Raw genomic sequence first — 17,632 nt, 5'->3', positions numbered from 1 at the left:
GCCGTGGCTGTCCCTACCTACGATGCCGGCTGTCGCGCGGACGCAGCATCGGCAGCGCCGCCCTCCCCCTCAGCCGCGGGCTGCCCCCGCCGCCCCGGCGCACCGGGTTCGTCCGGCGCTTCGTCGCGCGCCACCTGGGCGATCTGCGCGTACTGCCTGCGCAGGTCCTCCAGCGCCTCCTCGCCGAGCTCCTCGACGTCGAGCAGCACGTTGTGCGCGCCCTTGGTCGCGCGGATCAGCTCGTCGAGCTTGAGCTGGATGGCCTCGGTGTCGCGGCTCTGCGCGTTGTGGATCAGGAAGACCATCAGGAAGGTCACGATGGTCGTGCCGGTGTTGATCACCAGCTGCCAGGTGTCGCTGAAGCCGAACAGCGGCCCGGTCAGCAGCCAGACGATGACCACCGCGAACGCCAGCACGAAGGTCACCGGCTTCGCGCACCAGCGCGACGCGAAGCGGGAGAAGGTCGAGTAGCCGCCGCCGTTCTGGTGCAGCGGTGGCGGCGGCACCGGGCCGTGCGGCGTCGCGGCCACCGGCGCCGGCGCTGCCGCGGCGGCCCGACCCGCGGGCTCAGGCATCGCAGGCCTCCGCGCCCCAGCGCTGCCATTCGCCTTCGGGCTGCGACAGCCGGTCGGCGACGATGCGCAGCACCTCGGCATTCCAGCCCAGGCCGATGTGGCTGCCGTCGACTTCGATGTTCTCGGCCTCGCCCTCGGTCTCGTCGAGCAGGCAGGCCTGCCACGCGACGACGCCGTCGGAGCGGCTGTAGACCGAGGTGGTCGGCACCGGCGGGTTGCTGCGCAGGCGCGCGGCGAGCGCCTCGTCGACGATCGGCTTCTCGCCGGCGAGCAGCCGGTAGACCCACGCGACGTTGTTCTCGCGGCCGGTGCCGGCGAAAGGCGAGCCCAGCGTGATGACGTGGCGCGTGGCCTGCGGCACACGCTTGGCCACCTCGCGCGCGTAGATGCCGCCCAGGCTCCAGCCGAGCACGCTGGCGCGGCGGCCATGCCGGCGGGCGATCGAGCCGACGTGCGCGGCCAGCCCGTCGAGCCAGGGCTCGTAGGCCGGCGGTGGGCCGGTGTTGAAGCCCTGGGCCCAGTCGTAGACCACGTAGCCCAGGGATTCGCAGCAGTCGCGCAAAGGGATCAGCGCATGCCGGTCCGACGCCAGGCCCGGAAACATCACGACCGGGTGGCCGTCGCCCGGCGGCAGCGCCTGGGCGTTGAGGAAACGCGAGCCGACGAACTCGCACAGGGCCCGCAGCGGCTCGATGCCGAGCAGGCCGATCGAGGGTGGCGCGACGGTGGGCGCCGCTTGGTTCTGATCCATGAGGTGTCCCGATGTCCCGACTGGCGGACATCGAGCAACCGGCGTGCCTTCAGGTCGCCGCGGCCTTCGTGTCGGCAAAATCCGGCGGGGTGCGAAGCGGCCCGGTCAGCGCTCCTGGAACGCCTCGCGCGCCTTCATCATCGGGCGCAGCAGGTAGCTCAGCACCGTGCGTTCGCCGACGTTGACCTCGGCGGTGCCGGTCATGCCGGGGATCGCCGCCAGCGGCTTGCCGCCGGCCTGCAGGGTCGAGCGGTCCGCCTCGACGAACGCGCGGTACCAGGTGGCGTCCGGCGCCGCGGCGCGTTCGGGGTCGCCCAGCGCATCGGGGCTGATCGACACCACCTTGCCGGTCAGGCTGCCGTAGACGGTGAAGTCGTAGGCGGCAAGCTTGACCTCGGCGGTCTGGCCGACCTTCAGGAAGCCGATCTCGCCGGGCTTGACCCGCATCTCGACCAGCACCTTCTCGCCCACCGGCACGATCTCCAGCAGCGCCGCACCGGGACCGACGATGCCGCCGACCGTGTGGTTGCGGATCTGCTTGACGAGGCCGTTCACCGGCGACACCAGCGTCGTGCGCCTGACCGCGTCGTCGCGCACGACGAGGTTCTCCTCCAGCTGCGTCAGCTCGGTCTGCAGCCGCGCGAGCTCGGCGCTGGCCTCCTGGCGGAAGCGGTTCACGCGCTCCTGCGTCTGCAGGTTCAGGTCGTTGACCTGGCGCCGCACGCGCATCACCTCGACCTCGCTCATCAGGCCCTTGGCGGACATCGACTCGGCGACCGCCAGCTCCTTCTCCAGCAGCGCCAGGTTGCGCTGGTTCATCACCAGCGCTTCCTGCAGCCCGCGCTGGCGCGCCTGGTAGGACGCGGTCTCGGCGGCCACCGGCGACTTCGCAGCCTTCAGCTCGGGGCCGAAGCGCAGCGGCTGGCCGCTGGTCTCGGCCTGCGCGCGGGCGATCGCCGCGCGCAGCGCCAGGCGCTTGACCTGGCCTTCGGCCTGCACCGACTCCACGCGCGTCGGGTCCAGCAGCGCCAGCGGCTGGCCGGCCTTCACCGCATCACCTTCGCGCACGAGAAGCTCACGCAGGATGCCGCCTTCGAGGCTGGCGATGACCTGCTCGCGGCCCTCGGGGATCACGCGGGCATCGCCGCGGGTGATCATGTCGACCCGCGCCAGGGTCGACCAGCCGACGCCGGCGGCCAGCGCCGCCGTCATCAGCCACAGCGCCCAGCTGGCGGCACGCGCCGGCTCGGCGATCTGCGCCGCGTCCTGCAGCGAGACATAGGCCAGCTCGTCGGCGCGCAGCTCGACCGCGCCGTTCGACGACCGTGCACCGAACCAGCCCATCAGCCGTTCCCCTTGCCGGCCAGCGCCGCCAGCACCTGGGCCTTCGGCCCGTCGAGCACCACGCGGCCGCCGTCGACGACGATCACGCGGTTCACCAGTTCCAGCACCGCCGGGCGGTGCGTGACGACCAGCAGCGTGCAGTCGCCGGCCGTCGCGCAGGTGGCCTCATGCAGCTGCTTCAGGAACGCGGCTTCGGACTGCGCGTCCATCGAGCTCGTCGGCTCGTCCATCAGCAGCATCTTCGGCCGCGTGATCAGGCAGCGGGCCAGCGCGACCAGCTGGCGCTGGCCGCCCGACAGCAGCGAGCCCGCCTGGCCGACCGGCAGTTCCCAACCCTGAGGATGAGCGGCCACCAGGCGCGCGAGGCCCGTCAGCTGCGCCACCTCGGCCAGCCGCGCCGGATCGGCCGCGGGGCGGTCGAGCAGCACGTTGTCGCGCAGCGTGCCGTTGAACAGGCGCGGATCCTGCGCGACGAAGCCGACCTGCGCGCGGTAGTCCGCGGGGTCGACCTGGCGCAGGTCGATGCCGTCGACCTCGACCTGGCCTTCGCTCGGCTGGTACAGCCCGGCGAGCAGGCGCAGGATGGTCGACTTGCCGCTGCCGATGCGGCCGAGGATCGCGACGCGTTCGCCGGGCGCGAACTGCAGCGTGACGTTCTTCAGCACGCGTGGCGTCGGCGCGCCGGGGTCGTCCGCCGGCGGCGGGTAGGCGAAGCTCGCGTCGTGCAGGCCGAGGCGGCCGGTGAAGGTGCGCGGCGGCAGGTAGGTCTTGCCGGCATCGCGCTCGGTGGGCTGCTGCATCACGCGGTCGAGCGCGCGCATCGCCGCCAGCGCGCCCTGGAAGCGCGTGGCCAGCATCACGATGGAGGTCAGCGGCGCGATGCCGCGCATCGCGAACATCACCGCGCCGATCAGCGCGCCGCCGGTGATCACCTTGTCCTGGATCAGATGCACGCCCCAGACCAGCATCACCAGCGTCACCACCTGCTGCGCGACCGAGGTCAGGTTGATGGTCCACGCACTGATGCGGCGCGAGCGCAGCATCGATTCGGCGGCCGCGGCGTTCGAGGCCTCGAAGCGCTGCAGGAAGCGCCCTTGCGCGCCGGCGGCCTTCAGGTCTTCCATGCCGTCGACGGCTTCGACCAGCACGCCGTGCAGGTCGGCGAGCTGCTCCATGTTCGCCGACATCGCACGCCGCAGCCGGCCCTGGATCATCAGCGCGATGCCCAGGATGATGGGGATCGTGATCAGCAGCACCCAGCCGAGCGGGCCGCCGATCAGGAAGGTCATCGCGACGAAGATCACGATGAACGGCAGGTCCGAGATCGCCGACAAGGTGGCCGACGAGAAGAACTCGCGCACGGTCTCGATCTGGCCGAGGATGTGGGCATAGGCACCGGACGAGTTGGGCCGCTGCTCCATGCGCACCGCGAGGCTCTGGCGGAAGAGCGCGGAGCCCACCAGCAGGTCGGTCTTGCGGCCGGCGAGGTCGATCAGGTAGGCGCGCAGCTGCCGCGCCGCCAGGTCGAAGACGAGCGCGATGCCGCCCGCCGCCGCCAAGGCCCACAGCGTCACCAGCGCCTTGTTCGGGATGACCTTGTCGTAGACCACCGAGGTCACGAGCCCGGTGACCAGCATCAGCGCGTTCGACAGCAGCGCCGCGAGCAGCGCCGAGCGGTAGTACGGCAGGAAGCGGCGCAGCGTGCCCCACAGCCAGTGGCGGCCGGGCTCGGCGAGCGAGGCATCGAGCCGGGTCGCGCGGGCGTCGATCCGCGGCGTCGCGACCAGCGCGCGGCCGGTGTAGTCGCGCGCCAGGTCGGCCTCGATCACCGAGCGCTGCAGCCAGGGCTTGCCGGGCACGACGACGTCGCACCGGCCACTGGCGGCATCCCGGCGGATCAGGATCAGCGCCGAGCCGTCGCGGCACAGCAGCACCGCCGGCAGCAGCAGCTCGTGCAGCTCGGCCAGGCGCCGCTCGATCACGCCGGCGTTGTAGCCGGCGTCGTCGAGCACGCGCAGCGCGAGGCCGGGCGTGAGGGCCCCGGACACCGGCTGGTCGGCGAGCAGCGACTCGACCGAGCGTTCGCGGCCATGGTGCCTCGTCAGCCAGGCGATCGCCTGCGCCAGCGCATCGGTTTCGTAGCGCCAGCCGGCGGCTTCGGCGGCCGGCAAGGGCTCCTGCAGCGCGGCTTCCATCAACGCTGCGCGAGCGCCAGGCGCTCGAATTGTGTCTCGATGTCGCGCACCAGGCGCGGCAGGTCGAACAGCGGCGACTGCCGGCCGTGCTCGGCGAGATAACGCTTGTACGACGCGGCCCGCGCCGGCGTGCGGCCGATGGCCACGGCCAGGCGCTCGTAGTCGGCGAGTGTCTCGGTGATGAGGTCCGGCAGGCCGACGGCGGTCAGCAGGCTGCCGGCCATGCGCGAGATGTAGCTGCGCCCGGCCAGCGTCAGGATCGGCGTGCCCATCCACAGCGCGTCGCTGGCGGTGGTGCCGGCGTTGTACGGGAAGGTGTCGAGCACCAGGTCGGCCAGCTGGAAGCGCGCCAGGTATTCCGGCGGCGCGACGCGCGGCGCGAAGATCAGGCGCTCCCGCGCGATGGCGTGGGCGTCGGCCTCGCGCAGCATGTTGTCGCGCGCGGTCTCGTTGTCGGCCAGCAGCCACAGCACGCTGTCCGGTACCTGCTGCAGGATGCGCATCCAGCAGCGGAACATGTCCTGCGTGAACTTGAAGTTGTTGTTGAACGAGCAGAAGACGAAGCGGTCGTCGGGAAGCCCGTAGCTCGAACGCTGCGGCGTCGGCGCCACCTCGCGATGGCGATCGGACACCTGGTAGCAATGCGGCAGGTAGATCGGCTTCTCGCTGTAGAAGCGCTGCATGTGCTCGGGGATCACGAAGCGGTCGGCCAGGATCCAGTCGACGCCCGGCAGCGCCGACGTCCCGGGCAGGCCGAGGTAGCTGACCTGCACCGGCGCCGCGCGGTGGCCGAGGATGCCGGGCCGCGCGCCGCTGGTCAGGCCCTGCAGGTCGACCAGCACGTCGATGCCGGCCTCGGCGATCAGCTTCGCGGCGGTGGCATCGTCGACGCCGGCCAGCCGCACATGCTGGTCCAGCGCGCGCAGCAGGCGCTGGCGCTGCGGCATCTGCGACTCGGGCGTCCAGCAAAAGCCGAAGACCTCGAACTTCGAGCGGTCGTGCAGTTCCAGGAGCTCGGGGATCAGCAGGCCGACCGCATGCATGTGCAGGTCGCCCGACAGGTAGCCGATGCGGATGCGGCCGCTGCGCTTCGGGCCCGCGGCGTGCAAGGCCGCGGCGGGCGGCTTCGGGCAGCGCTCGTGCACGAAGCGCTGCGCGGTCAGCAGCTGCAGCGCCGGGTCGTCGCTCTCGCTCATCATCGCCAGCAGCGAGGTGCCGATCATCAGCATGTACGGCGTCACCTCGCCGACCGGCAAGGCCGCAGGCCACTTGCACTGCTTCTGGCGCAGGTGCACGTAGTGCTGGATGGCGTCGAACTGCTTCGGCTCGAGCTGCAGGCTGGCGGCGAGCTCGGCTTCGGCTTCCGGGAAGCGGCGCAGCAGCTCGAGCAGCCGGCCGCGGTTGTTGTGCGCATGCAGGCGCAGCTCGGGCACGGCCTGCGTATCGACGACACGCTGCCAGGTCGCCAGCGCCTCGTCGTGCGCGCCGCGGCGCTCGAGCACGTGGCCGAGGTTCAGCAGCGCATGCGCGAAGTCGGGCTGGCGCCGCAGCGCGTCGCGGTAGGCGACTTCGGCGTCGGCATCGCGCTGCAGCGTCGACAGCAGCGTGCCGAGGTTGAACAGCACGACATGGCGCAGCGGCGCGTCCTGCGTCGCCAGCCAGCCTTCGTACAGCGCCGCCGCGGCGGCCGGCTGGCCGGCCTGCTGCAGCACGCTGGCCTGCGTCAGCAGCTCGGGCACGCTCAGGGCGCCGGTGGCGGGAGGCACTGCAGTGGTCGTGGGCATGGCAGGGGCTGTCGCGGACGGACGAAGGGCTGCTGCGATCGTAGGAGCGCCCCGCCGGGCGCGATGGGCGTATAAGCGCGGGAATCCGGCGCCTTTCCCCCGCGGCGGGCCTCATCGGTTCTGACGATTACTCGCCGGGGCCACCTCCCCAGAATCCTTCGCACCATCGCTGGAGGAAGTCCATGACCCGCCTCACCGTTCCCGCCGCGGCCCTGTTCGCGCTGGCATGCATCCCCTGCCCGGCCGAGGTGATCAACTTCGATGCCGCGACCGGCGTGGTGACCATCCCCTCGGTCAGCGTCGGCACCAGCACCTACGTGAACGTGCGGCTGCAGGCCGACGCGAACTTCGTCTTCTCGGTCGCCGCGGCCACGCCGCAGCAGCCGGCGACGCCCGGCGTCGCGACCTTCGCCGACGGCCTGCTGACGCTGCCCGCGGTGCAGGTCGGCAGCCAGACCTACCTCGACGTCACGCTGCGCGACGCCGGCAACCTGAGCTTCACGCTGCAGTCGGCAACGCCGCTGCCGGCGGCGACGCTGGACGCGGTGAACGCGCTGTTCACCGCCGCCGACGCGATGTTCGCCACCGCGGTGCCGGCCACCGGCGCGCTGCGCATGTCGCTGAACGACGGCTGCTGGCGCGACGACGGCCGCACCAAGGCCAACTTCATCGCCGACTGGGACGCCAATGCCGCGAAGTACGCGCAGCGCGACGCCTACCAGGTCGGCCGCACGCGCAGCAACGTGCAGGTGCTGGCGGTACGCAACCGCAGCAATCCGGACGGCAGCCAGCGCCAGGAGATCGACGTGCAGTACGACCTCGTCTTCAAGGACGGCACGCGCGCCGCGGGCCAGACCACAACGCTGATCAGCGGCAGTTCCGCGGGCACGCCGGGCTGCACGACGCCGCAGTCGGCGACGACGCTGCGCGGCTTCGGCAACCAGCAGCTGGTGCGCGCCGAAGTGCGCTCGCGCAACGTGCGCGACCAGCGCCATGCCCTGGCCGGCGGCGCCGCGCTGTCGCCCGCGGTGAACTACCGGCGCTCGGTGCAGTGGGGCATCGAGGACCCGATGGGCAACGCGAGCTACGTGATCGTGACCGGCCCGGGACCCGCCGCGACGGTCGGCGGCGTCGCGACGCAGTTCTCGCTGAAATTCATCTCCCCGCGCCTGCTGCGCAGCGCGCCCGAGCTGCTGGGCAAGCCCGGCAACTTCCTGAACTGGCTCGATGAAGACGGCTTCCGCTATTGCCGTGCGGCGACGAACCCGGCCGTGGCGGCCATCGCCGACTGCACCGGCCTGGGCGCGACCGCCTTCGACTACGGCCACACCACCGCCACGCCCAACGCCGCCAACGACGCCACCTTCGATGGCCAGGGCTGGGTGGCCGGCAGCGTCTTCCGCTTCGATGTCTACAGCGACGATGGCTGGAAGACCGTCAACGGCCATGCCGGCCGCACGCCGATCGCCACCTACTACGAAACCCTCACCACGCTGCCCGTCCGCTTCGTCGACATGGCCGGCAGCGGCCCGAGTGCCGACCGCTTCCCGCGCCTGAACTTCGGCGCCTTGTCGACGGCCCAGGTGGCGAGCAACCTCGTCAGCGCGACGCCCGCGCCGATGAGCGTGACCTGGAACGCACCGCCGGCGCTGCCGGGCGGCCGCGGGCTGGCGCTGTTCCAGGGCTGGGAATTCAACCAGGGCCCGAAGGTCGGCAATGCCGGCGGCGCCACGAACCCGGCCTACCGCAACATCTTCTACAACTACCCCGGCCCGACGGCGACCGCCAACCCCGCCTGGAGCGTGACGGCCAAGCCGGCCGACCAGTCCGCCAAGACCTACGGCGAGTTCACGATCTTCTACAGCGATCGCGGCGACAACAGCATCCTCAGCATCGTGTCGTTCCAGTAGCGCGCGCTGCGCCGGCACGCCGGCCCGGGCGTAGCATCGGCGGCACGGCGGCCATCGCGGGCCGTCGCCGCCCGATGCCCCTCGCCCGCCTGCTCCGCTCGCTCGGTCTGCTGCTCGCCGTCGGCGCGATGGCGCCGGCCGGTTCGCAGCCGGCCTCGCTGCGGCTGTGCTACGACCAGGCCCCGCTGTACCCCTGGCGCACCGGCGTCGACGCCAAGGGGCTGGACTTCGCGCTGCTGGACCTGGCGGTCAAGCGCAGCGGGCTGTCGGTGCAGTTGTCCGCCCAGCCGTGGAAGCGCTGCCTCGCCGAGGTCGAGCAAGGCAAGCAGGACGGCGCGGTCGCCGCGAGCTTCCGCAGCGAGCGGCTGGAGTTCGCCGTCTACCCGATGGCCGGCGACAAGCCCGACGTCGAACGCCGCATGCGCACCGAGAGCTACAGCCTGTTCCGGCTCCGCGGCAGCGGCGTGCAGTGGGACGGCAAGCGCATCCACGGCACAGACAAGCCGATCGGCGCGCAGCTGGGCTACTCGATCGTGGACCAGCTGAAGAGCTCCGGCGTCGCGGTCGACGAAGCCACCGCGAATGCCGCCGACCTGTTCCGCAAGATGCTGGCCGGCCGCCTGGAGGCCGCCGCGCTGCTGACGCAGGAAGGCGACTACCTGCTGCGCGAGCCGGCCTTCCGCGCCCGCATCGAGCGCCTGCCGCAGCCGCTGGCCGAGAAGCCCTACTACCTGGTCTTCTCGAAGCCCTTCCACGCCGAACATCCGGCGCTGGCCGCGAAGTTCTGGGCTGCGCTGGCCGCGGCGCGCGAATCGGCGGCGTTCCGCAAGATCGAGTCGAACTTCGACTGATCCGGACGCGGTGCCTTCAGGCCCGCACGCGACCAGAAATGCCAACGGCGGCCCGCAGGCCGCCAGAAATGCGAACGGCGGCCCGCAGGCCGCCAGAAATGCGAACGGCGGCCCGCAGGCCGCCGTGTTCCAAGGACGCCCTTTGGCGTCAGAACCCGAGGCTCGCCAGCAGGTCGTCGACCTCGCCCTGGTTGGCCACCACGTCGGTGCGACCCTCGTGGTTGACGACCGGGCCCTGCAGGATGTTCGGGTCGACCTTCTCGCGCTGCTCGGGCGGCACCACCTGCACCAGCAGCTTGACGAGGCTGTCTTCCAGGTCGTTGGCCAGCGTCACGACCTTGGCCACCACCTGGCCGGTCAGGTCGTGGAAGTCCTGGGCCATCATGATGTCGGTCAGGTGCGCATCGATCTTCTGCGTGCGCGCCTCGACGTCGTTGACGAAGTTCATCACCGCGCCCGAGGCCACCGCCTTGACCGGATCGGCCACCAGCGCATCGGCCAGCCGGCGGGTCTCGGCCGAGATGCTCGCGTGTTCGCTCTTCGCCTGGTCGACCGAGTTCAGCACCTTCTCGGCCGCCGCGGCGGTCTTGGTGGCGATGTAGCTCAGGCGGCTGCGCGCGTCGGGCAGGCCGTCGGTGGCGATCTGCAGCTTGGGCATCACGCCCAGCTGCTGCATCGTGTCGTGCAGCAGGCGCGTGATCGTGCCGATCTGCTGGAACACCTCGGGCGAGGCGACGATCGGCTGATTCGGCACCATCGCGGTCAAGTCTTCCATCTTCATGTTCGTGGACTCCGGTGGTGTCAGGGTCAGGCCGTGGCGGCCAGCTTCTGCATGATCTTCTGCACCTTCTCTTCCAAGGTGGCCTTGGTGAAGGGCTTGACGATGTAGCCGGCCGCGCCGCTCTGCGCCGCCAGCACGATGTCTTCCTTGCGCGCTTCCGCGGTCACCATCAGCACCGGCAGGTGCTTCAGCGTCTCGTCGGCCTTGATGGCCTTGAGCAGCTCGAAGCCGTTCATGTTCGGCATGTTGATGTCGCTGACGACGAAGTCGAAGCGCGAGGTCTTCAGCATCGACAGCGCCACGGCGCCGTCCTCGGCCTCGTCGGCGTTGTTGCAGCCCATCTCCTTGAGCAGGCCGCGCACGATGCGGCGCATGGTGGAGAAATCATCGACGATCAGGAACTTCAGATCGGAGGGGTTGCTCATGACTGTCCTCGGGGATGGTGCTTTTGGGGAGCGGCGGTGAAAGAAGGTGCTGGGGGTCTTATCGGCCGACGATCGGCTGACTTGACACCACCATCGGTCGTTCGGGACGGATCGACGGCTCGGATTGCGCAGCCGGTTCCGGGGCGGCGGACTCGAGCTGCGGGCGGAAGAAACGGTCCTCGGCGTCGCGGTTCATCACGATGATGCTGATGCGGCGGTTCTGCGGGTCGAGCGGGTCGTCGGCGATGAAGGGCGCGCTCGACGCGAGCCCCTGCACGCGCAGCACGCGGTCCTCGGCCAGGCCGCCGGCCATCAGCTCGCGGCGCGAGGCGTTGGCGCGGTCGGACGACAGCTCCCAGTTGCTGTAACCGCGGTCGTTGCTGCCGAAGGGCGTCGCGTCGGTGTGGCCTTCCAGCGTCAGCCGGTTCGGCACCTCGACGAGGATGGCGCCGATCGCGCGCAGCAGTTCGCGCATGTAGGGTTTCACGCTCGCGCTGCCGACGTCGAACATCGGCCGCTGGTGCTCGTCGACGATCTGGATGCGCAGGCCGTCCTTGGTCATGTCGAGCTTGATCTGCGACGAGAACTGCGCGAACTTGGCGTTGTTGCGCAGGTCGTTCTCGATCTGGTCCTTCAGCTGCTCCAGGCGCGAGGCCTCGGCCTTGCGCTGCTGTTCCTTCAGCACGTGCAGGTTGATCGTCGAGCGCGTGGCCTCGACGTCGCCGCGGCGCACCTGGCCGTTCGAGCGCGACAGGTCCTGGCCGCCGCCCTTGACGACGTGAGACGAATCGCCGGAGCCGGAGCCGCCGCCGAGCAGCGCCACCTTCAGCGGCGACGCGAAATAGTCCGCGATGCCCTTCTTGTCGCCTTCGGTGGTCGAGCCCAGCAGCCACATCAGCAGGAAGAAGGCCATCATCGCGGTCACGAAGTCCGCGTAGGCGATCTTCCACGCGCCGCCATGGTGGCCGTGGCCGCCCTTCTTGACGCGCTTGATGATGATCGGCTGAAGTTTCTTGGCGTCGCCGGCCATGGTCTTTGTCCGTTAGCCGCGAGGGCTTACTTCTTGCCCTTCACGTGGGACTCGAGCTCGATGAAGGTCGGGCGCTCGGTGGAGTACAGCACCTTGCGGCCGAACTCGATCGCCACCTGCGGCGCGTAGCCCTGCATCGACGCCAGCAGCGTCGTCTTGATGCACTGCAGTTCCTTGCCGTCCTCGTCGATCTTCTGCTCGAGCAGGCCGGCGAGCGGTTCGGCGAAGCCGTAGGCCAGCAGGATGCCGAGGAAGGTGCCGACCAGCGCCGAGCCGATCATCGCGCCCAGCACCGCCGGCGGCTGGCCGACCGAGCCCATCGTGTTCACGACGCCCAGCACCGCGGCGACGATGCCGAAGGCCGGCAGCGCGCCGGCCAGGCGCTGGATCGCGGCGGCGGCGGCGTGGGCCTCGTGGTGGTGCGTCTCGATCTCGCTGTCCATCAGCGACTCGATCTCGTGGGCGTTCAAGTTGCCCGAGACCATCATGCGCAGGTAGTCGGTGATGAACTCGCTGACGTGGTGGTCCGAGCCGACGGTGCCGTACTTCTGGAACAGCGGCGAGTTGTGCGGGTCCTCGACGTCCTTCTCGATCGACATCAGGCCCTCCTTGCGGGCCTTCTGCAGGATGTCGTACAGCAGCGCCAGCAGCTCCATCGCGCGCGCCTTGCTGTACTTCGAGCCCTTGAAGCAGGCGCCCAGGCCCTTGGCGGTGGCCTTGAGCACCTTGGGCTGGTTGTTGGCGACGAAGGCGCCGAGCGCGCCGCCGAGGATGGTCACCATCTCGAAGGGCAGCGCCTTCAGCACGACGCCGATGTTGCCCCCGTGGGCGATGAACACCCCGAAGATGCAGCCGATGGCGACGAGCCAGCCGATGATGACGAACATAGTGCGACGGTTATCGGCCGCGCGCGGCGGCGGTTGAGCGATCCGAAAGGTCGAAAAGACCGGCGACGTGCCGGGCCTGGTACAGCCAGACCGGCTTGCCGGCGACGTTGCGCAGCACGGCACCAGCCTTCACGCCGGGCACCTCGAACTCCAGGCTTGCCAGCCAGGCGTCGGGCCGCAGCTCGCGCGCGGCCTTCTCGGCGGCGCGGGCCATCGTGTCGGGACGCTGGAACAGGTAGACCAGGTCGTAGCCGGACCAGTCCAGGCGCCACATGTCGCCGCGCAGGACCTGCGCGAAGCCGCAGCGCCGGCGCGCGGCGAAGGCGATCGGGCGGCTGAATTCGATGCCCTCGAGGCGCGCCTGCGGCAGCGCCGCCTTCAGCGCCTCGAGCCCGTGGCCGAGGCCGCAGCCGGCATCGAGCACGCGGGCATCGGCGGGCAGCCCGGTCGCGGCCTGCAGGCCGGCGAGCGCATCGGGCGGGGTCGGGAACAGCGGCGCATCGCCCCAGGTGCGCAGCGGGTAGGCCGCCAGCAGCAGCGCGACCGGCACCAGCCAGGCCCAGGGCGGCAGGCTGCCGGTGGCGATGGACTGCAGCACGATCGCGACGGGGAAGCCGACGGCCATCAGCACACGCCGCCAGCGGCCGAGCGCGGGCCAGGCCAGCGCGATCCCGGTGCCGGCGACGGTGGCCGCGGCCGCGGCGGTGCCCTCGCCCAGCCCGCCCAGGCTGCGCCAGGCCAGCGCCGCCGCCAGCCACGCCAGCAAAGCGGGCAGCGGCCACGGCAGCGCGAGCGCGAGCGGACGCGACGAGGGCAGGACCTTCATCGCCCGCCCGGCCGCCCGTAGGGCGATGAGCCCCCCTCGGGGGGAGCGAACGAAGTGAGCAGGGGGCTGTACACCCGGCCAGTGTCCCGGGCCGGGGTGTTTCGCGATCGGTGGAAAAGGGGCGCGTTTCAGGACGGACGATGGCCGCCCGCCGGCGTGCCGCCGTCAGCGCATCATCATCAGCCGCTCGTGCGGCGGGATGACCTTGACGGCGTCGACACTCACCGCGCGCTTGACGGCGTAGCGCCGGTCCAGCGTGTCGCGCAGCGCCGGCGTGCCCATCGGCGCACCCGACGGGGCGACGAGCGTGGCCACCAGCGGCAGGTTCGCGCGGCGGCCGCGGCCGATGACGATGGCGGTCTCGCCGCTCATCAGCTCGACGAAGCTGCCGGGGGGATAGAGACCCACGGACTTCAGCAGCGCGCCGCCGATCTCGTCGGGCACGCCGTCGGCGCCGAGGCAGGCCTCGCGCGCCGCCTGCACCGGCGTGGACGGGATGCGCGTCGCGCGCCGGCTCAGCTTGGCCGTGAAGATGTCGACGCGGCGCAGCAGTCGCGCCGCCTGCTGCTCGGGCGTCAGGCTGTCCAGCGGCCGGTGGCCCAGGCTGTCGTCGTGGTGGTGCTGCACGATCGCCAGCCACGCGGCATCGGTGACGCCGGCGGCGGCCAGCATGTCGGCCGACTTGCGCGGATGCGCATCGAGCTCGGCGCGCATCGCCGGGGTCATGGTCGGCGCGTGCGCGGCCAGCATGTCCTGCAGGCGGCGCACCGAGACGTTCATCGTCAGCGCCGCATGCTCCAGGCTGGCGGTGAGCTCGGGCTCCCAGCGCAGCATGCGCGCGACCTCCTGCGCCACCAGCATGCACAGCAGCGCATGGTGGCTGCTGTACGACTCGGTGCTGTGGCCGGCGGTGTAGATCAGGTGGTAGAGCGAATCGTCGAAGCGGCGGCTGCCGAGCGTGCGCACGCGCTCGGCGAGCGCGAGCAGGCGCTGCAGCCACACGCGCTCGGCCACCGGCTCGCGAAGCAGCGCATCGAGCGACGACGTCAGCTCGTCCCACTGCTCGCCGAAGCGCAGCGTGAAGCCGCGCACGGTGTTCGGATCGTCCTGGCTCAGGTCGGGCCGCGCTTCGGCGATGCGGCCCAGCGGCGCATTGCGCAGCAGCATCGCGTCGATCGCGCCGCCCAGGCGGCGGCGCCAGTCGCTGGACTCGCCTTCGTCGGCATAGAGCTCGGCGCTGCGCAGTTCGTCCAGCCGATCGGCGTTGTCCACGCGCGCCCCGGCAGCCAGCAGCAGTCGCCCGGCGGCGTCGCGCAGCCCGAAGGGCAGCGCCTCGTTGAGGCGCAGGTACTGCTTGGAGAACGGGACGAGGTTCACGATGCGGTTATCGACGCGGGGCGCGCCGGCTTGAGCGCGGCGGGCTCGACAGGGTTCGACGCAAAGAAAAAGGGCGGACTCCACGAGGGAACCCGCCCGGAAAGTCACAGGGGATGTGACTTAGGAGGAGACAGCAATTCAGGAAACTCTGGCCTGTTCTTCGGCACCGGGGAACAGAACTTGAGCAGGCCGGAACGGATTCGGCGGCGAGGCGTGACGGAGTAGACGCTTGTCACGCCCGGATTCAATGGTGGTGCTCGACGCGCTCTTCGCTTTGCCCCAGCCGCAGGCCACCGGCGGCGCGGCCCTTGCCGGCGCGCGCGGGCGGATTGCACAGGCCGCAGACATAGTGGCGGGCGATCTCGTGCGGATGGGTCACGAAGTGGCCGCCGCACTTGCTGCACTTGGTCATCGACAGCATGCCGTTGTCGATGAACTTCACCAGGCGCCAGGCGCGGGTGACCGACAGCTGCGGCTCGATCTCCTGCGCGTTCACCTGCTCCAGGTACAGCTTGTAGGCCTTGATCACGGTGTCGATCTCGTCGAGCTCGGCCACCTTGTTCAGGTACTCGTGGATGTTCAGGAACAGGCTGGCATGGATGTTCGGCTGCCAGGTCATGAACCAGTCGGTCGAGAACGGCAGCTGGCCCTTGCTCGGGCTCTTGCCGGCGACTTCCTTGTACAGGCGCAGCAGGCGCTCGTAGCTCAGGTCGGTCTCGCTCTCCAGCACTTGCAGGCGGGCGCCCAGGCGGATCAGCTCGACGGCGGTCTCGATCTGCTTGGCTTCGGTGAGGATGCTCTTGGCGCCCATGGTGTTCTCTCCTAAGTCTGCTTGTGCTGGATCGCGGTGTTCAGGCTCGCCGGGTCAGGCGGCTTCTTGATGGCGGCCGGCCATCAGGATCGAGGCGTGCAGGCGGGAGACACCGTCGTTGGCGGCCGACTTGCCGTGGCTGGTCAGCAGGCTCCAGACCAGGTCGTCCTCGCAGCGCATGCGGCACAGCAGCGTATTGCTGGAGGCGATCTTCATCATCTGCGCCGGGGTCAGGGTCGCCAGCAGCGTCGCGGTGTCCTCGCTCACTCCCAGGCGGAACAGGGCCTGCTCGCGGTCGGCGCGGATCAGGCTTTGCGCCAGCATCAGGTAGGACAGGTTGGCTTCGCGGATTTCGGCGAGGATCTGGTCGGCGTTCATGTGTCGTCTGCTCCGGTGTTGGTGAGAGTGCGTCTGCGGTGAAACGAACTGTAGACGCCGGAACTGGGCGGCAACATCAGGCCAATTCGTCATCTGGAGTCCCGCTTCTTCCGTGCGGCCTGTAAGGCAAATTCCTACAAGGCCGCTGCACGCCGTCCGGCGCGTGGGGAGTCCGGGATCGGCGCACGTCGCGACACACGGCGGCCGGCCTGTGGGGAAAGGCGGCGATCGGCGCCCGTGGCGGCACCACCGTCCGGAAGTTGAATGCGCAAAACGTGCGGGGCATCACGAATTTGCCAGCATCGCGCATTGACAGCGCCTCAAAAAGCCGGGCCAAACACCCTCAAGTTGTGCGAACGGCGGGCCGATACCCAAACCAACGGGCGGTCGAAAGGCCCCCGCGGTCCGGTTAGCCGGCCGAGGGACGAAACCAACAAGTCCCAAGGCGACTAGCGCGGGCGGACCGGAAGAGGCGATGAGCCCGATCCGGTCAGCAACGGTGGGGCGGCTTGCAGTACCGCCGCATCACCTGAGTAAACGTCGGCGCTTCCCGCCGGGATATTGGCAACCTAAGGAGTTCATCGTGCCTTTGACCATCAACACCAACATTCAGTCCATGAATGCGCAGCGCAATGTGACCTCGTCGCAAGCGTCGCTGTCCACCTCCATGCAGCGCCTGTCGTCGGGCCTGCGCGTCAACAGCGCCAAGGACGACGCCGCCGGCATGGCGATCGCCGAGCGCATGAGCGCCCAGGTTCGCGGCATGAACGTCGCGGTCCGCAACGCCAACGACGGCATCTCGCTGGCGCAGACGTCCGAAGGCGCGCTCGGCAAGGTGGCCGACTCGCTGCAGCGCATGCGTGAACTGGCGGTGCAGGCCGCCAACGCCTCGAACAGCGACGACGACAAGGACTCGCTCGACGAAGAATTCGGCCAGCTGTCGCAGGAAATCCAGCGCGTGCTCGGCGGCACCACGTTCAACGGCCAGGCCATCCTGGGTGCCGACGCCGGCGCGCAGACCTTCAAGATCGGCGCCAACACGACGACCAACGACGAGATCACGGTCACGACGACCAACATGACGACCGATGCCACGATCACCGTCGTCGCCGGCACGGACAACACGGGCGCCGGCCGCGCCGTGATCGACAACACCGCCAACGCCGCGGCGATCAACACGGTCATCGACAACATCGACACCGCGCTGGACACGGTCAACAGCGAACGCGCCACCTTCGGTGCCACGCAGTCGCGCTTCGACGCGGTGATCTCGAACCTGCAGGTCTCGGTCGAGAACCAGTCGGCCGCCCGTGCCCGCATCATGGACGCCGACTTCGCCGCGGAAACCGCGAACCTGAGCCGCGCGCAGATCCTGCAGCAGGCCGGCAACGCGATGATCGCGCAGGCCAACCAGCTGCCGCAGGGCGTGCTCAGCCTGCTGCGCTGATCGCCAGCCCTGCTCCGGCCGCTCCCGCGGCCGCAGCCTGGTCGCACTCGACGCGCCGCTTCCCGCAAGGGAGCGGCGCGTTGCCGTTTCTGGCGCGAACTGGCGGGTTGGAAGGCCGCATTTCAGCCGATTGCTTCACGGTCAGGGTCCTTAGCATTTCCCTACGCCGACATTCGGCTGATCTGTAGTCCGGAAGCACTGCCACCTGCCTGACAAGAAAGGGCACGGCACGTACGCCGGGAGTCTTTGATTCTTCAGGA

Annotated in this window: 16 protein-coding genes; 3 read left to right on the top strand and 13 right to left on the bottom strand. The window is 70.1% G+C overall.

The features are described from left to right. Positions 1-17 precede the first annotated feature (17 nt). The 5 genes from P1K89_RS14455 to P1K89_RS14435 form a co-directional block, all read right to left on the bottom strand. Positions 18-575 (bottom strand): low affinity iron permease family protein, encoded by a 558-nt coding sequence (locus P1K89_RS14455; protein WP_350081321.1) that lies wholly within the window; start codon positions 573-575, stop codon positions 18-20. Then, positions 568-1,326, bottom strand: a complete 759-nt coding sequence (locus tag P1K89_RS14450; RefSeq protein WP_284617138.1) for an esterase/lipase family protein — start codon at positions 1,324-1,326, stop codon at positions 568-570. The genes P1K89_RS14455 and P1K89_RS14450 overlap by 8 nt, the downstream gene beginning before the upstream one ends. A gap of 105 nt (positions 1,327-1,431) precedes the next feature. Then, on the bottom strand, positions 1,432-2,670 hold the full coding sequence (locus tag P1K89_RS14445) for an HlyD family type I secretion periplasmic adaptor subunit (RefSeq protein ID WP_284617137.1): 1,239 nt from the start codon (positions 2,668-2,670) through the stop codon (positions 1,432-1,434). Then, positions 2,670-4,865 carry a type I secretion system permease/ATPase gene (locus P1K89_RS14440; RefSeq protein WP_284617136.1) on the bottom strand — a complete coding sequence of 732 codons (2,196 nt, stop codon included), beginning with the start codon at positions 4,863-4,865 and terminating at the stop codon, positions 2,670-2,672. Before P1K89_RS14440 ends, P1K89_RS14445 begins: the two co-directional genes overlap by 1 nt. Further along, complete coding sequence (locus P1K89_RS14435) at positions 4,865-6,649, bottom strand: O-linked N-acetylglucosamine transferase, SPINDLY family protein (RefSeq protein WP_284617135.1); 1,785 nt, start codon at positions 6,647-6,649, stop codon at positions 4,865-4,867. Before P1K89_RS14435 ends, P1K89_RS14440 begins: the two co-directional genes overlap by 1 nt. Positions 6,650-6,831: 182 nt before the next feature. Here P1K89_RS14435 and P1K89_RS14430 point away from each other — a divergent pair, with 182 nt between their 5' ends. Both P1K89_RS14430 and P1K89_RS14425 read left to right on the top strand, forming a co-directional pair. Continuing rightward, complete coding sequence (locus P1K89_RS14430) at positions 6,832-8,559, top strand: hypothetical protein (protein WP_284617134.1); 1,728 nt, start codon at positions 6,832-6,834, stop codon at positions 8,557-8,559. Between the two features lie 74 nt (positions 8,560-8,633). After that, a complete protein-coding gene (locus P1K89_RS14425; RefSeq protein ID WP_284617133.1) occupies positions 8,634-9,410 on the top strand; it encodes a substrate-binding periplasmic protein in 777 nt (258 codons plus the stop codon). Between the two features lie 148 nt (positions 9,411-9,558). Here P1K89_RS14425 and P1K89_RS14420 read toward each other — a convergent pair whose 3' ends face one another. From P1K89_RS14420 to flhD, 8 genes are all read right to left on the bottom strand, one after another. Further along, complete coding sequence (locus P1K89_RS14420) at positions 9,559-10,191, bottom strand: protein phosphatase CheZ (protein ID WP_284617132.1); 633 nt, start codon at positions 10,189-10,191, stop codon at positions 9,559-9,561. Positions 10,192-10,217: 26 nt separating this feature from the next. Then, positions 10,218-10,616 (bottom strand): chemotaxis response regulator CheY, encoded by a 399-nt coding sequence (gene cheY / locus P1K89_RS14415; protein ID WP_284617131.1) that lies wholly within the window; start codon positions 10,614-10,616, stop codon positions 10,218-10,220. A gap of 58 nt (positions 10,617-10,674) precedes the next feature. Beyond that, positions 10,675-11,646: a flagellar motor protein MotB gene (gene motB / locus P1K89_RS14410; RefSeq protein ID WP_284617130.1), complete on the bottom strand. Its 972-nt coding sequence runs from the start codon at positions 11,644-11,646 to the stop codon at positions 10,675-10,677. A 26-nt stretch (positions 11,647-11,672) separates the two neighbouring features. Beyond that, the gene (motA, locus tag P1K89_RS14405; protein WP_284617129.1) at positions 11,673-12,533 is read right to left on the bottom strand and encodes a flagellar motor stator protein MotA; all 861 of its coding nucleotides are present in this window, start codon (positions 12,531-12,533) and stop codon (positions 11,673-11,675) included. A gap of 10 nt (positions 12,534-12,543) precedes the next feature. Continuing rightward, a complete protein-coding gene (locus tag P1K89_RS14400; protein ID WP_284617128.1) occupies positions 12,544-13,359 on the bottom strand; it encodes a class I SAM-dependent methyltransferase in 816 nt (271 codons plus the stop codon). 165 nt (positions 13,360-13,524) lie between these two features. Then, positions 13,525-14,736: an HD-GYP domain-containing protein gene (locus tag P1K89_RS14395; RefSeq protein ID WP_284617127.1), complete on the bottom strand. Its 1,212-nt coding sequence runs from the start codon at positions 14,734-14,736 to the stop codon at positions 13,525-13,527. A 244-nt stretch (positions 14,737-14,980) separates the two neighbouring features. Next, positions 14,981-15,547, bottom strand: a complete 567-nt coding sequence (flhC, locus tag P1K89_RS14390) for a flagellar transcriptional regulator FlhC (RefSeq protein WP_284617126.1) — start codon at positions 15,545-15,547, stop codon at positions 14,981-14,983. Positions 15,548-15,601: 54 nt separating this feature from the next. Further along, positions 15,602-15,925: a flagellar transcriptional regulator FlhD gene (gene flhD / locus P1K89_RS14385; protein ID WP_284617125.1), complete on the bottom strand. Its 324-nt coding sequence runs from the start codon at positions 15,923-15,925 to the stop codon at positions 15,602-15,604. A gap of 583 nt (positions 15,926-16,508) precedes the next feature. Here flhD and P1K89_RS14380 point away from each other — a divergent pair. Beyond that, complete coding sequence (locus P1K89_RS14380) at positions 16,509-17,372, top strand: flagellin N-terminal helical domain-containing protein (protein ID WP_284617513.1); 864 nt, start codon at positions 16,509-16,511, stop codon at positions 17,370-17,372. The last annotated feature ends 260 nt before the right edge of the window (positions 17,373-17,632 follow it).

The sequence above is a fragment of the Aquabacterium humicola genome, assembly GCF_030167915.1.
GTDB lineage: Bacteria > Pseudomonadota > Gammaproteobacteria > Burkholderiales > Burkholderiaceae_C > Pseudaquabacterium > Pseudaquabacterium humicola.
This window is presented reverse-complemented; position numbering and strand designations above follow the sequence as displayed.